At 38.8% G+C, this 16,134-nt stretch carries 9 protein-coding genes; 8 read left to right on the top strand and 1 reads right to left on the bottom strand.

The window, feature by feature from the left end:
* The 3 genes from ACTBZY_RS14975 to ACTBZY_RS14965 all read left to right on the top strand — a co-directional run.
* The coding region (locus ACTBZY_RS14975; RefSeq protein WP_463047152.1) for a BspA family leucine-rich repeat surface protein at window positions 1–1,006 on the top strand (1,006 nt) is incomplete at its 5' end.
* Window positions 1,007–1,210: 204 nt separating this feature from the next.
* Window positions 1,211–1,534 carry a LytR/AlgR family response regulator transcription factor gene (locus ACTBZY_RS14970; protein WP_463047151.1) on the top strand — a complete coding sequence of 108 codons (324 nt, stop codon included), beginning with the start codon at window positions 1,211–1,213 and terminating at the stop codon, window positions 1,532–1,534.
* Window positions 1,531–8,775, top strand: coding sequence for a choice-of-anchor Q domain-containing protein (locus ACTBZY_RS14965; RefSeq protein ID WP_463047150.1), 7,245 nt, complete (start codon window positions 1,531–1,533; stop codon window positions 8,773–8,775). Before ACTBZY_RS14970 ends, ACTBZY_RS14965 begins: the two co-directional genes overlap by 4 nt.
* A gap of 81 nt (window positions 8,776–8,856) precedes the next feature.
* On the opposite strand, the gene yaaA is transcribed toward ACTBZY_RS14965, so the two are convergent.
* Window positions 8,857–9,615, bottom strand: a complete 759-nt coding sequence (gene yaaA, locus ACTBZY_RS14960) for a peroxide stress protein YaaA (RefSeq protein ID WP_463047149.1) — start codon at window positions 9,613–9,615, stop codon at window positions 8,857–8,859.
* Window positions 9,616–9,887: 272 nt separating this feature from the next.
* Between yaaA and ACTBZY_RS14955 the strand changes: the two genes are divergently transcribed.
* The 5 genes from ACTBZY_RS14955 (at window position 9,888) to ACTBZY_RS14935 (ending at window position 16,052) form a co-directional block, all read left to right on the top strand.
* A complete protein-coding gene (locus ACTBZY_RS14955) occupies window positions 9,888–10,181 on the top strand; it encodes a hypothetical protein (protein WP_463047148.1) in 294 nt (97 codons plus the stop codon).
* Window positions 10,182–10,256: 75 nt separating this feature from the next.
* Window positions 10,257–11,270 (top strand): DUF4097 family beta strand repeat-containing protein, encoded by a 1,014-nt coding sequence (locus tag ACTBZY_RS14950; RefSeq protein ID WP_463047147.1) that lies wholly within the window; start codon window positions 10,257–10,259, stop codon window positions 11,268–11,270.
* Between the two features lie 335 nt (window positions 11,271–11,605).
* Entirely contained in the window at window positions 11,606–14,023 is a 2,418-nt protein-coding gene (locus ACTBZY_RS14945) for an ABC transporter permease (RefSeq protein ID WP_463047146.1), read from the top strand.
* A 95-nt stretch (window positions 14,024–14,118) separates the two neighbouring features.
* Window positions 14,119–14,625 carry a hypothetical protein gene (locus ACTBZY_RS14940; protein WP_463047145.1) on the top strand — a complete coding sequence of 169 codons (507 nt, stop codon included), beginning with the start codon at window positions 14,119–14,121 and terminating at the stop codon, window positions 14,623–14,625.
* Window positions 14,626–15,170: 545 nt separating this feature from the next.
* The gene (locus tag ACTBZY_RS14935; protein ID WP_463047144.1) at window positions 15,171–16,052 is read left to right on the top strand and encodes a PIG-L family deacetylase; all 882 of its coding nucleotides are present in this window, start codon (window positions 15,171–15,173) and stop codon (window positions 16,050–16,052) included.
* The last annotated feature ends 82 nt before the right edge of the window (window positions 16,053–16,134 follow it).

Below are 16,134 nucleotides of genomic sequence, written 5' to 3'. Positions count from 1 at the left end.
TATAACTGCACACGACTCCCCTACCTTGACAAGCGTTTTTGATATGACAAGCATGTTTTCATCTTGCACAAACTTAAATGGTCCAAGCAACATAGGTTCATGGGATGTGTCAAAAGTAACTTCTATGAAAGCCATGTTTCAAGCAGCTACGGCCTTTAATCAGGTCACTAGCCTTTGGAATGTATCAAACGTGACCGACATGAGCTATATGTTTCAAGAAGCAAGTTCTTTTGACCAAGACTTAAGCCTTTGGGATGTATCGAACGTGACCGATATGAGTTATATGTTCAATTTTGAAAGTGTACTGTTTTTTCCTTACCCTATTGCATTTAATCAAAGCTTGGGGGCATGGGGAACAAAACTAAATGCCAATGTAAACCTAGAAAGCTTCTTGAATTATTGTGCAATGAGTTCTGAAAACTATGATGCCACCCTCAGAGGTTTCAATGCAGGTTCAGCCATAGGAAGAACATTAGGTGCAACTGACCTTAAATATTGTTCATCAACGGCCGAAAGAGACCATTTAATAAACAATAAAAACTGGACAATTTCGGGAGATATATACTCAGCTTCATGTTTTAGAATTATTAGTCCTACCATATCTACCATTTGTCCAGGAGCATCCATATCACTCACCGCATCAGGCTGTACCGGTATTTACACTTGGTCTGGAGGTACTACATCCCAAACAGGAAGTACAGCCAATTTCACACCTATAACCTCTACCATCTATACTGTTCAATGTTCCACAGGTGGAAGTGCAACAGTGGAAATTAATGTAGCAACTTCAGACCTAACTGTTGCAAATGATTTTAAAGTTGGCGTTCATAAGAAAAAGACGACCAACAGCATACTATCCAATAGAAAAATTGGCGATCCAACAAGTATTACAGCAACCGATGTGATTTTTGAATCAGGTGGTTCTGTCCTGTTGAACCCTGGATTTGAGACCTTTTCTAATAGTATTTTTAAGGCGACAATTGTGCAATGTCCCAATCTTGATTAAGCTTTCTGCATTTCATTTTTTAAAAGTAAATGAAAGAGAATCAATAGATTTAACTCATTAATACCTTGTCATAATTCCTTCACTAATTTTTATTTCATCACAAGCCCCGCTTGTTTCATCACAACTCCACGGCGTTTCAGCCCTTTTTTTTTAGTCTATGCAATATCTGGATTAAGTTACTTATCAAATAGAAACTTTATAGCCATGAATGCACCTAAAATTTTAGAACAGATTGCTAATGAAGGTTCCATCCTTTTCATAAAAGCCGACCAAAATTATTCCGTATTCCATCTTGAAAACGGAATAAAACACACCTCTGGGTATACACTAAAATTTTATGCAGATTTTTTGGACTTGTCACAGTATCTGAGACCCAATCGCTCCATACTCATTCATAAAAGATTTGTAAAAGAAATCAAAGAAAAGCCGAATGCTAGTTATATCAAACTACGAAACGGTAAGCATATACTTATCAGTAGAAGAAGACTAAAAGCAATTCAAGAACAGTTTGAAAACTCCGTCGCATGAAAAATCTTAACCATAATAAAAATGCAGGAAAACTGGTTTTACTTATTTTCCTATTCACAATCAGTTATTCATCGTTTGCCACCATCAGGTATGTAGCTTCAGATGGCACAGGAGTAGGCACCTCTTGGGCAGATGCCTCAGGCGATTTGCAGGCTATGATAGATGCTTCCGCTGCGGGAGATAGTGTGTGGGTGAAAGGCGGAATTTATAAGCCAAATGCCTATCCCACAGGAAGTAGTGGTGGGACTACGGACCGTGACTTTGCTTTCACCATGAAAAATCAGGTAAAAGTATTTGGCAGTTTTGCCGGAACAGAGCTCAGCCTAAAACAGAGAGCAAAGAATGTAATGCAGCTCAATCAATCTGTACTGAGTGGAGATATTGGTACACCCGATGATATGAGTGATAATGTCTATCATGTAATTATTTCCGTATCGGACGATGCCAATACATGGTTAGATGGATTTATTATTACAAAAGGGCAAAACCTCTATGGCCATAGCATAAACCTTGAAGGAGAGTCAATAAACAGTTATGAGGGGCCTGCATTAAACAGCACAAAATCAAGTTTACAAATTAAAAATTGCAGTATTATTTCAAATAATTCCGCTAAACAGGGATATGGAGGAATTTTTATAGGTTATGGTTATCCACAAATAGACCATTGCATATTCTCAAATAATAAAGGGGGGAATGGAGCTGGTGTCTCTGTTAAATACAATTCTGGTTTTGTTATTTCAAATTGCGTTTTTTTCCAGAATGATGGTGGAAATGGTGGAGCAATTTGGAGTGTAAACTCTTCAAACGGCACAATTTATAATTCAGTGTTTACAGAAAACAACGCTAGTACTGGTAGCGTTTATGGCAGCCAGTATGGAAGTTGTCGTCTGACGAATTGTACCATTTATAATAATACAACTAGTTCTGGTGGACCCTTTTATGCGTATGGTGGTTCAACCAGCATAGCTAATTCTATACTGTGGTCTAACCCTGGAGGAATAAATGCCACTGCCACGTATTCAATTATTGAAGGAGGTTTTGCTGGTACAGGAAACTCAGATTCCAATCCTTTATTTGTAGATGCCGCTAATGCGATAGGATCAGACGGCATTTGGGCTACATCAGACGATGGTTTGGCTGTTAGCCTATGTAGTCCGGCGGTAGACAGTGCAAACAGCAGCTTAAATACACAACTTACTGATATTATAGGCTTCAACAGAACATTCAATAGTCTCACAGACATGGGTGCTTATGAGATTGGGGTTGGCTCTAATGCTCCTTTAACAAGTTTAGAAACGCTGGAGTTGTATAGTTCCAAAGGCCTGAGTAATTCATGGACGGGCCCAAATAGTTTCACAGCAAGTATTCAAAATCCGACAATTAGTAATCTCTCAACCGCTAATTCGGGTACCTATACTGTAACTATCACAGGGAGTACATGTAGCACAACAGCTTCCATTGAAGTAACTATAGTTGACCCACCCGCAAACCCTACTATAACAAGCCCTACAACACATATCGCCTGTGCACCAGATTCAATAGTTGTATATGGGAGTTGTGGTCTAGGTCAAATTATCTGGTATGATAACACAAGATTAGACAGCGTAATTATAAAGAACGCAGGTGTTCATCAAGTTTTTGCAGTTTGTCAAATTGGCGATTATTTTTCAATCCCGAGTGATACTGTCGAAGTAACAATTCATCAAATCGTTTATGCAAACATTACAACTATTCCCGAGGAACTCGTAGTCTGCCAGCCTGCCTCTCTTGTCTTAAAGGCAAATTGTTCAACAGGAAACACCATTTGGTCTGATAATTCTAATTTGGATAGCCTAGTTTTCAGTTCTGTAGGCACCTATGACGTGTACGCCTCCTGTATGGCAAATGGCTGTACTTCAGACACCTCTTCTCATGTCTCATTACAAATTAAAGCACTACCATCAAAGCCTCTAATTCTAGCCTCCACCAGTACGTATGCCTGTGCCCCGGATTCCGTAGTTTTGAGTACTTCCTGCTTATCCGGTGATATACATTGGTCTGATCTATCAACCACAGATTCTATAATTCTCAAAAATATAGATGTCTATACTTTTTCTACCAAATGCGACTTGAATGGATGTATCAATGAATCCGATGAAATTACTTTTGAAATAAAAGAAAGTCCACAGGCTCCGGTTATAGGTAATCATTCAACCCAAAGTGTATGTACTCCAGATACCCTATTTTTTAGCTCGGCTTGCTTTGGCGGCGGAAATGTATTGTGGTTTAATTATGAAGCAGTAGACACATTGGTTTTAAAAACACCTGGTACTTATATCCCCACTGCTGTATGCGATAATGGTTTTTGTAACTCAGACACCATATCATGGGCTTATCTATATAGCATAATCCAAACACCGGTAAGCCCTACCATAGAAGTTAGCAATACCACCATCTGTGACCCAGATTCCATCATTATTAAAGCCAGTTGCCCTATTGGGAACCCCCTTTGGTCTGACAACACGCTTAGAGATTCGATTGTAGTCAAAGGTTTTGGCACCTACTCCTACAGTGTAGTTTGTAAATCAAATGATTGTTATTCAGACACCACTTTTGTACCGTTGCTCGAAATAAAAAGCAAGCCACAAATTACTATTACCAGCAATTCTCCGATATGCGAAGGGCAAACATTATACCTGACTGCAAGTTCTGCTCTAGCTGAGTTTTATTCTTGGACCGGACCGGTCAGTAGTTTAGACTCTTTTTTAGTTGTTCAGAATGCCGTTTTAGCCAATTCAGGTAAATATTTTATCAATGTGCAAGGTACAAATGGCTGTAATAGTACCGACAGTACAGAACTAGCAGTAAACCCGAATGTAAGAATATACGTCAACTCCAGTGCCACTGGAAATAATGATGGAAGCAGCTGGTCAGATGCTTATACCAGTTTACAATCAGCCCTTGACTATCCATGCTTTTCTGAAACCTGGGTAGCCGGCGGCACCTATTATCCTAGTAAGACGGTGAACGGCTACACAAGCGGAAACCCAAGAGCCTTTACGTTTAAACTGCGGAACGGCAAAAAAATCTACGGAGGCTTTGCCGGAACGGAAACAGATTTAAGTCAAAGAACAAAGGCTGTTATTAGGGCCAATCCTAGTATTTTGAGTGGAGATTTAGGACTTAAAAATGATATTTCTGATAATGCTTTTAATGTGGTCCTTATTAGCAATGGTACTTCAGAAGACCTTCTAGATGGCTTTACAATCTCAGGAGGAAATGGTGATGTTTTTGGTTCTCACTATGTCAATGGAAGGCCTCTGTATTATAATAACGGTAGCGGAATAAATATAGATTCGTCATCCACTACCATTGCCAATTGCATCATCAAAGATAATACCTCTTCTAATAATGGTGGAGGTGTTTATATCACCAATCACTCAGATATTAAATTTATAGACTGCGTGATAGACTCCAATGCTTCCCAGACATATGGTGGAGGCATTTTGGCAATAGTTGGTTCAAAAATCACAATGGATCGGTCTGTCATTTCTAATAATACATCTCAGTTTGCAGGTGGTATAATGAGTAGCGAAGGTGCCGTCATTCTGCGAAATAGCATTCTTTATAAAAATACAGCCTCCTGGTATTCGGGCGGACTTCGAATTACATCAGGTATTACAAACGAATCGCTTATTGAAAACTGTTCTTTTGTGAAAAACATATCGTCATACGGAGGAAGTGGAATGGAAATCCAGCAATCAGATTCTGTGCGAATAGTAAATACCATCTTTGAGCAAAATATTAAATCTGCCAATAATAATAGCTTTGCAGAAGATGTATTGTTTGACAACAGCGGGTATCACTTATTTATAGAAAACTCCCTCCTTCAGCATGAAATTTCAGAAGGTAAGTATCCCGAAAATGGGACAATCTCCGGCTTTCAGTTTACAGATACCTTCTTTAAACAAAATCCACTTTTCAATAATATTGATAGCCCCGCTGGTATTGACGGAATTCTAGGCTCTGTTGATGATGGTTTGATTCCTAAAAATTGTAGCCCAGCCGTTAATACGGGCACAAACACCATATCAACAAATATTGATTTTAAAAATGAAAACCGCACTGAGCAGAGCCAGACAGACATGGGTGCGTATGAAACCAATCATACTCCACTGCCCATTAGTGTGAGCCTCACTTCTAATTACAGCGGGCCTATTTGTAATGGCACTGAATTAACCTTTAAGGCTGTAGGCCAAAATATAAGCGAAGGCGTAAATTATGCTTTCCTTATCAATGGTGTAGGCGTTCAATATGGTTCCGTTGACTCTTTAGTAACAGACCAACTAAATGATACAGACTCTATACGCGTTTACATGACTTATGGTATATGTGAAGCTATGTCAAACCAAATAAAAGTAACCGTCAATCCTGTTCCTGTAAATTATGCCTCAAATGAAGTTAATATTTGCCAGGGACAAACCTTGATTTTTTCGGCAAATGGAGGTGATTCTTATGTATGGACAGGTCCCAACAGTTTCGCAGCAAACTACGCCGGCGATAGTACTTTCACAATTAACAATGCTGGACCAGAGCTTTCTGGATCCTACTATGTTTCCATTTCAAATGCCCACTGTACCATCAATGATTCTGTAGTGGTGACGATACTCAATCCTACAGTAACTTTAAGTTCTGATGCTGTAGGTCAAATTTGCCCTGGCACTGCGGTGACTTTTCAGGCATCCATATCTGGTAATTTATATCCTTCTCCAAATACGATTTTCACTGTAAATGGCGTAGCAAAGCAAAGTGGCCTTAACCAGACTTTCAGCACAAGCTCACTCAATGATGGCGACGTAGTAAGCGTGACTGTAAGCGACGCCTGCGTCATCTACTCCAACCAAATAACCATGGATGTGGCAGATTTTTCAGGAGTTACTTTTACGCCATTAGTATCTTTTTGCGGCGGAGACACTCTGAGATTGTCATCTTCCGGTGGAGACTCCTATGCGTGGTCAGGTCCTCAGAGTTTTAGTTCCTTAGAACAAAATCCTAAAATTGCCAATGCCACGGCGGCGGCGTCCGGGTCTTATTCGGTAACAATCAGCATAGGCGAATGTACCATAGAAAGAATTACGGTGGTTTCAGTTTCAGCATTCCCCTATAAAAGCAAAATATATGTAGACGCTAGTGCCACTGGAAACAACGACGGCAGCAGCTGGACAAATGCCTTCCACGATTTTCAATCTGCCTTAGATTATGGCTGTTTCGATACTATTTGGGTAGCCGGGGGTACTTATTTACCCAGCAAAGACCCATCAGGAAATGCTAGTCCAACAGATAATCGAGATAAAAGCTTTTTCTTGCCTTCCAATAAAGTGATTATAGGAAGTTTTGCCGGAACTGAGACGGCATTGACCCAAAGAGACTCCACCACCAGAGCCCATAACCCAACAATATTAAGTGGCGATTTGGGTGTTTTAAACAATGTTTCTGATAATACTTACCATGTCGCCATGGTGGCTATTGAGAGCAATCAGTCCGTTTTCGATGGTTTTACTATTCAGGATGGAAACGCTAATGGCACAGGACAATTGACATTGGGCTCAATTCAAGCCAAAAGAAGTTATGGAGGTGGGCTTATGTCTGCAGTAACAGCGACCCAGATGAGAAATATTACATTTAGAAATAATAAAGCCAAGTATGGTGCGGGAATGTATAATCAAAACGGATTTCAAACGATTATAGATTGCATTTTTACAAACAATATTGCCGATAGTACTGGTGGTGGTTTGTTTAATGTTGGTTCAAACCCAATGATTAAAAATGCTGAATTCATTCAAAATTCCGCAGCAGCTTTTGGTGGAGGTGGAATGGCCAATGCCAGTTCTTCGCCTTCCCTAGATAAGTGCTTATTTAAACTTAATTCTGGAAAGCAAGGTGGAGGTATTGGAAATTCTATAGGATCCAGTCCAATTGTCAAAAACAGTTTTTTTATTCAAAACGCAGCTTCCTATGCTGGTGGCGGCTTTGGTACCGATGGGACATCTGGAGGAGCAGCTCCTCTTCCTAAAGTTATCAATTGCGTCTTTGCAAATAATACGGCTCAACTAGGTGCTGGTATTGCAAATAATTATGCCTTCCCTACAATTACCAATACCACTTTTTATGGCAATGCCGCTTCCCAGTTTGGTGGAGGAGTATTTAATGCCACTAGTTCTAATTCAACAATTCTAAATAGTGTTTTCTATGGCAATTCCGCTAATTTCGGCGGTGCTGATAATATGAATTACGGGGGCTCGGCAAATATTACTTATACTTCTACGCAAGCTTCTATATCAGGAACAGGAAATATTTCAGGTCAAAACCCAACCTTTGTTAATGCAGCTCTTCCCCAAGGAGCAGATGGAATATACTGGACGGCAGATGATGGATTTGGGCTTCTATCAGGTTCGCCTGTTATTAATATAGGCACTTCTACGGGTGCTCAAAACACAGACATATTAGGTCATGTAAGGCCTGCTTCTGGAACCCCGGTAGATTTGGGAGCGTATGAATTTGGCTCAATAAGCTTGCCTACCGATGTTAGTGCCAGTGTCACCGTTTTATGTGAAGGTCAATCATTAATTTTAACTGCCGACTGTAGTACAGGAGCAGTCAATTGGTATGATGTGAGCACGGATGGTACTTCCATTGGAAGTGGCTCCAGTTTAAACTTAAACCCGGTAAGCACAAAAACATACTATGCCACATGTTATTTAGGTGGCCTTGAAAGTCCAAGAGTTGCCACTCAGGAAGTAGTGGTGAACCCAATTCCATCACCGCCATCAATAAGTGCGAATCCAATGAATATCAACAATGGTGAAAATACTACTTTAACAGCTACCGGATGTTCAGGAACAATAACATGGTCACCAGGTGATTTGACAGGCATTTCTGTAACTATTGCTTTGAGCAATACCACTTCTTTCACTGCTACCTGTACAGAGGCAAATTGTTCAAGTAACATTTCTAATTCGGTGGAAGTTACTGTAACAAGTTTGCCATGCTTATCTCTGTTAGATTTAATTAGCTCTGATGACGATTTCTCTACGGGTACCAAAAATAAAACAGCCTCAAGTTTATCTGGAAGAATAAATGCAAGCAATAAAATTACTGGAGTGGGAAAAGCCACTTATAGTGCCAAAACCATTGTGCTTTTACCAGGATTTCTTGCAGATAAGGAAACCGTATTTTTAGCCGAAATAGGCGGATGTAACTAATTCTACAATGCCACAAAAAGTCTTCTAGAAGGTGTTTTGTGGCATTATAACTCCGCTCTTTTCATTAATAAGAGCGGAAACTTACCTTACAAAAACCAATTCCTCTTTTGAAGAGGCGTTTACATCAAACTCGTAATTGCCATAGTTAAACGTTTTAAGGTCTTCGGCTTTCTCAATATTCTTATCTAGTACATAACGCACCATCATGCCTCTTGCTTTCTTAGCATGAAAGCTCACTACCTTGAGGTTGCCTTTGATATAGTCTTTAAAAACAGGTGTAATTACTGGCGAATTAAGTAGTTCGGGCTTAACCGCACCAAAATATTCATTACTCGCCAAATTTATAAATGGCTCTCCTTCCTCCAATTCTTCATTGATAGAATCTGTTATTTTCTTATCCCAAAACTTATACAAGGACGGCTTACTGCCCACCTTTAGTTTGGTGCCCATTTCTAATCGGTAAGGCTGGATTAAATCCAAAGGCTTTAAAAGTCCGTAAAGACCAGAAAGAATTCTAAGCTTATCATCCATCTGATCTATCTGCTCTTCATTTAAGGTATAGGCATCTAAACCCAAATAAACATCTCCTTTGAAAGCAAAAACAGCCTGACGAGCATTCTCTAAGGTATAGTCCTCCGTTCTTGTTAAATTCCTTTCTCTGTTGAGCTCTGCCAATGCCTTGGAAATATCCATAAGATCCGAGAGCTTTTTAGCCGATTTTGTTCTTAAAGCCGCATTCAACTTTTCGGTTTCTTTTAGAAACCTAGGAGTACCAAATTTTTCTGTTGGCAATGGGCTTTCATAATCTAATGTCTTAGCAGGAGAAATAACTAACTTCATTTTTACTTTTCTTAATTACTTATCAAAACGCTAATCTACTTGAATCAGTTTCTCATCGGAAGAGAATGCTCAAATTTTCAGCACTTTGACTACCCTATTACTAGAATACTGTCCGAAATCGGACACGAAAACCAGAATACGGATCACATAACATACTGTAAAGCAAATACTTAAGAAATATGGCATAGCATTGGCTTCAAAGTAAGTGGCAAACTTAGAGAACTTTTCTCTGCATGGAAAACCCTGTTTAAAAACTTAAAATTTGATTCAAAATGGCACATATCGCAATTCCAATTCCACCGGGAAATGGAAAACAAGAAGTTGAAATTGAGGTGACTATCAATGGTCAAAAACAAGAATTACATTACCGAGTAGAGCTCTTTTATTGGGAAGATTGCTCTGTGCCTACTGTTCATAGAGCGGAGTGTATTAGTGAACTCTTAAAAGGCTATGACCAAGAATGGGCCCTCTATTTTATTGGCTCACCTACAGAAGATTTTGTGCCTATTACTTTTGTTAAAAGAGAGGATTTAGCAAAACAAAAAGCCTTGCTGCAACCTATTTGACCTAAACCTCATCTCACAGCAAATAAAGAAGTTCTTTGGAACGCCATATATTCAAAACTATTACCAATAAAAATTATGAAAAAGCTTATCGCATTATTTTTGACAGCACTTATCAGCATGAGCACCTATGCTCAGAAAGACCCTTTTCTAGCAAAAACCTTTAGTGGCACTGATCTAAAAAAAATAGAAGTTAATACCTCTGGAGGGAATATAGAAGTTACAGGCACCAATGCTGGAAGAACTGTAGTAGAAGTATACATTAAAGGGAATAACGGCTTCAATAGTCTCACCAATTCGGAGATTGAGGAAAGACTGAAAGATTATATTCTGGATGTCCGTAAAGAGGGTAATACCTTAATTTGTCAAGCCAAATCAACCAAACCAAATAATTGGAAGCAGGGCTTAAGTATCAGTTTCAAAATACAAACTCCCGAGCACATTGACACAGATTTACTTACCAGTGGCGGAAGCATTACGCTATCAGATCTTCATGGAAACCTTAATTTTAAAACAAGTGGAGGAAGTTTAAACCTTGCAAATTTGAGCGGTGAAATTCATGGTCGTACTTCTGGCGGAAGTATCACAGGAATTAATATGGAAGACTTAGTAGAACTTAGCACAAGCGGAGGAAGCATTACTGTAAAAAATGCAGAAGGAGACATTAAATTAAGAACCTCTGGCGGTGGCATCACGCTGGCAGACTTAAGCGGATTAATAGATGCACATACCAGTGGTGGAAGTATTAAGGCTAGCGATATAGACGGCGAGTTCATTACAGGAACTTCTGGAGGCTCTATCAGAATGGAAAGAATGACGGCCAGTATTAAGGCAAGCACCAGTGGTGGAAGCATTACGGCCGATATTTTAAAAGTAGGTGAATTCTTGGTTCTGCATACCAGTGCTGGTGGTATTAATGTAAATATGCCTATGGACAAAGGAATGAACTTGGACATAAAAGGCGGAAGGGTAACCATGGCCTACAAAAATTTTGATGGAAAATTCGATAAAAATCATGTACATGGAACCATTAATGGTGGCGGTGCAAATGTGGAAATCTCTGCCAATGCTGGGCATGTAAATATCAACTAAGACTCTATATTTTGAGATTAATAAACCCGGTTTATGTATTGGAGTATCGTAATGATTAGTTAAAGTGGAATAAATCAGACATTTAAACGAGATTAGCATAGCGGTTTACCATAAGCTAATGTCGATGAGTTCTGGTGATTGAGTTTAAATGGGTTTACGAACTGATTTTAAGCAATTTAGCTACGCACTAGATTTCCTAATGAATAAAGCGGGATAAAAAGTGTCCGAGGCTGAACAAACGTTCGGTTTCGGACATTTTTCATTCAATAAACTCAATTTTAAATACTGATTATGAACCAGTTAACACAAATGGCATTACTTTGGCAAGGGTACTTATGAAAAGAATTGGTAATCTAATAAAATCTGAAATCATGCTAAGAAGCTATATCAAAATTGCCATAAGAACGCTAAAGCGAAACAAAGCCTACGGTTTGATTAATGTTATAGGCCTTACGCTTAGTATTACTTCTTGTATTCTCCTCTTCTCATTTATCGTTTATCATCTAGACTTTGATGGATTTCATAAAGACTCCAGTCAGATTTACAGAATAGTAACCGAACAGCAGCGAGACACTAAAACGTACCAGCCTGCTGTTCCTAGCCCCTTGGGAGAAGTGGTCAGAAACCAATTTGATTTTGAAGAGGAAATTGCCCGAATAGCCACTTTTGACAAATTGCAAGTCAGCGTAAATCATGAAATAAAATTTATTGAAAATGAGGGTGTGGCCTTTGCCGAACCCTCTTTCTTCCGCATTTTTAATTTCCCAATGTTTGGTGGGAATATTACCAAAGCGTTTGAAGAGCCCAATAAAGCTCTCATCACAGAGCGAATAGCGAAAAAGTACTTTGGAAGCACGGATGTTATAGGGAAATCCATGAAAATGGATAACTCCATAAACTTTACTGTAATAGGCATTTTAAAGGACTTGCCTACCAACACTTTTCAAAAAACAGAGATCTATCTCTCCTATATTACTTTAAAAGAATACAATGATTGGTTTATAAATTCAGATTCTTGGGGAGGTATTTCTTCCAGTATGCAGGCTTTTATAAGACTAAAAAAAGGCGTAAACCCAACTCAGGTAGAAGCGGCCATGGCTCCTTTTCCTGCGAAGTATAGACCTTTTAGCTCAAACATTCATACTTATAAATTGCAGCCTTTATCGGATATGCATTTCAATGCCAACTATAACGGCCCCATGCCTAAAAAGACGCTCTGGACTTTGGGAATCATAGGCCTATTTTTGATGCTGTCGGCTTGTTTAAATTTCGTGAACTTAGTTACCGCTCAGGTAGCCAATAGACTAAAAGAAGTAGGGGTAAGAAAATCATTGGGCAGTAAAAAGAGCCAACTTTTCTGGCAATTTATGTCAGAAACCGCCATTATAGCGTTCTCTTCTACGATTCTAGGCATAGTACTGGCCATTTTACTTCTCCCTTCTCTCAATGCTCTTTTTAATTCCACAATCAGCTCTGTCATCTTTTTAGATATCAGAATAATTTCCTTCTTCCTTGGAGTATTTTTACTGACAACCCTAATTTCTGGTTCATATCCAGGTTTGATTCTCTCCAATTTCAAACCTATAACGGCTCTAAAAGGAAAGCTGGCTCAGGTAAGTATTGGTGGCTTTAACCTCCGTCGTTCGCTTATTGTAGTACAATTTGTCATTTCTCAGGTTCTTATAATAGGGATGCTAGTTATTATTAAACAAATGCAGTTTAGCCAAAATGCAGACTTAGGCTTTGACAAAGAAGCACAGGTTATGATACCCGTAGCTCCTGGAATGAAACCTTCAGACTTTAAAGTTTTTAAAGAAAAACTGGCAGCCTTACCGTCTGTGGAAGGTTCTACGGTCTGTATAGGAGCACCAAGTTCCAATAGCATTTGGGGAACCAGCATTACTTTTAAAGGAAAAGCAGAACAGGAGGCTTTCTCTATGAATGTTAAGGCAGGAGATGAAGATTATGTCAAAACTTTTGGTCTACAAATATTAGCAGGAAGGAATATCAGTGCATCAGATACGGCCAATGAGATTTTAGTGAATGAGACCTTTATTAAAAAAATGAATTATGCCACTTCTGAAGAAATACTCGGTAAAAGAGTTTCTGTGTCTGGAATAGAAAATATTGAGATTGTGGGCGTGGTTAAGGATTTTCATGACCAGTCCATGCATGGAGATATCTCCGCCTTGGGAATTGGTTCTTTCAATGATGTATTTTGGAATTTTGCAGTAAAAGTCAAGCCCTATAATATGGCTCAAACACTAAAAGAAATAGAAGCAGTGTGGACTTCTTTAAATCCAGAAGCCGTATTTACCTATGAATTTGTAGATGAGTCATTAAAGAACTTTTATAAAACCGAACAAACCATTTTAAGCCTCATTCAGATCTTTACACTGATAGCCATTTTTATTGGAGCTATGGGGCTATATGGCTTGATAAGCTTTTTGGTAGAAAGAAAAACCAAGGAAATAGGGGTGAGAAAAGTACTTGGAAGTACAAGTGCGGGCATACTTTGGATGTTTGGCAAAGAATTCTCCGTTCTCCTCATCATTTCCTTCTTGGTAGCCTCTCCCTTAGCGTGGTGGCTGACAAATAAGTGGTTAGAAGATTTTCAGTTTCAAATAAACATTAGCCCAGGTTTATTTCTAGTGGCCTTAGGTATCTCTACTTTGATAGCCATTATATCTATTGGTTTCAAATCTCTTAAAGCCGCATGGACTAATCCCGTGGAAAGCCTGAGAAGTGAATAACCGTAAAATCAGTTTTTAAAAAATTCAATATTGTGATACAACTTCTTGGCTCCTTTAAACATTATAGAGCTATATAAACTAATTTATTCAAACACATGAAAAAGGTATTATTGGTATTAGGTATTTTAAGTTTTCTGGCTTGTAAAAACGACAATGTGGAAGCGGAGGACGCTGGTAATGTGGAATTTATAACGGCAGAACCTTTGGAGGACTTTGAATGCGTGGGCCAGCAAGTAGAAGACGACCTGCCTACCATAGAAAACGCTAGAACTATGATAGTGGGAAAATGGCAATTGAAGGGAATGATCACCATGATGCCTACGGTAGAGGTTCCAAATATCCAGGTTGAGTTTAAAGAAGATGGCGGTGTATTTGTAACGCAGGCGGGGAAAAATGTTTTCACAAATGCCTATAGCATCAATGATAATGTTTCCGATGAGGGCTACCGTTCCATAATAATCACCACCGACGAATTTGGTACTGACCTTAATGAGAACAACTTCATCAGAGGGAATATCAGAATTTGTGAAAAAGAATTGATGATTGACAACGGTATCGCGTTTGATGCCCCGGGTTATTTGCTTCGTAGAATTGAAGAGTAAAAAAAGCGATGTTTTAAAAAGCCGCTAGGAGAGAAATTCTTCCAGCGGCTTTTTTTAGTAAAAGTCAGCTGGTTCTTTCCCTTAACCTTACATCCAAGATTTCGTTTTGAGTCCACTTATTTTAGAGACAGAAATCCCCTTTCTAAAGTCTCTTCGGCTGAACTTATCAAGCGTTTGGAAATAGTGTGAAAACATTTTATTTCAGACCCCGTTCGTTTCATAATAAACCCATTGCGTTTCAGCTTTTTTAGTGGATGCATTTGTATTCATCAGAAGCACAGCAAGGAAAAACATTCCTTATTAAATACTTGCGTAAAAGTATTTGTCTGCTTGCCGTACGCTAATGGCACAAAGTATAATCAGCTACAAACTTATAAGAATCATACCCACTTTCTGAAGCTACAGAAATCCGACACCCGTTTCTGAGGAAACTGAAAACTATTAGCTCATTTATAGTTATTCTTGAACAGCATGTTTTTAACTAATTCATTATATTTATTAAGCGTAAAAAATATAAACCATTCCGGTTACTTTATCTTTTCATTATGAAAGCATTTGCTACATTTCTTTGGGTTTTCTTTTTTTCTATTTCTTCATTTTCCCAAGGTCCCAAAGTTCTAATTGTTACCGCTCACCCAGACGACGAAACGATGTTTCCAGCTACTATTTTTAAAATAACAAGAGAACTTAAGGGCACTGTAGACTTAGCTCTTATTACTGATGCTTCTGGAGGATATAATGGGTTAGTGGCTTCGACGTATTATAATAAAAACCTTACGGATTCGGCTACAGGTAGGGCCGAACTGCCTTTGTTACGCAAGAAAGAATTGTTGTGTGCAGGTGAGGTTATGGGCATTAGAAATTTTTTCTTTTTTGACCAGCTGGATGATTTTTATCAAATAGATCCCAAACCCTTTTTTGAAGGAAAGCGTTGGGATATGGCTTTTTGCGAGGAGAAATTAAATAAAATATTAGAAGAAGGCCAATACGATTTTGTTTTTTGTTTAGTACCTAGTGCCGAGCAACATGCACATCATAAAACGGCAAGTATTTTGGCAATTAGAGGAGTTGAAAACTTAAAATCACCTAAAAAACCTATCGTCTTGGGAGGAAGGGCATTAAATAAAAACTACACCTATAAATATGATGTGTTATCGGGTTTTCCTGAGACTAAAATTTCAGAAAAAGCACCTGTTTTTTACTTCGACAGATCATTTGGCTTTGGAGAAAATAGCAGTCACAGCTACATGATTGTGGCCGACTGGGTAAAGTCATGCCATAAGTCCCAAAGTGGCGATATGAATAGTTCCATGCATCGTGGAGAGTTGGAAACGTTTTGGTATTTCGATATCAATTCTGAAGCTGGAATAGTACCCACAGCCCAGCTTTTCGAAAGTTTGAGAAACGCCGGTTTTCGAACAAAATAACATCCAAAAGCTGGATCAAAGGTTATTTATTAAATTATAGAAGTGAACCTATATCATTTTACATCAAGCCTAGGGCATTTCA

The organism is Arcticibacterium sp. (assembly GCF_055134445.1).
This window is presented reverse-complemented; position numbering and strand designations above follow the sequence as displayed.

Coding starts and splice junctions, on each gene's coding strand:
- ACTBZY_RS14935 (WP_463047144.1), top strand. CDS start 15,171: ATGAAAGCATTTGCTACATTTCTTTGGGTTTTCTTTTTTTCTATTTCT.
- ACTBZY_RS14950 (WP_463047147.1), top strand. CDS start 10,257: ATGAAAAAGCTTATCGCATTATTTTTGACAGCACTTATCAGCATGAGC.
- ACTBZY_RS14955 (WP_463047148.1), top strand. CDS start 9,888: ATGGCACATATCGCAATTCCAATTCCACCGGGAAATGGAAAACAAGAA.
- ACTBZY_RS14940 (WP_463047145.1), top strand. CDS start 14,119: ATGAAAAAGGTATTATTGGTATTAGGTATTTTAAGTTTTCTGGCTTGT.
- ACTBZY_RS14970 (WP_463047151.1), top strand. CDS start 1,211: ATGAATGCACCTAAAATTTTAGAACAGATTGCTAATGAAGGTTCCATC.
- yaaA (WP_463047149.1), bottom strand. CDS start 9,615: ATGAAGTTAGTTATTTCTCCTGCTAAGACATTAGATTATGAAAGCCCA.
- ACTBZY_RS14945 (WP_463047146.1), top strand. CDS start 11,606: ATGAAAAGAATTGGTAATCTAATAAAATCTGAAATCATGCTAAGAAGC.
- ACTBZY_RS14965 (WP_463047150.1), top strand. CDS start 1,531: ATGAAAAATCTTAACCATAATAAAAATGCAGGAAAACTGGTTTTACTT.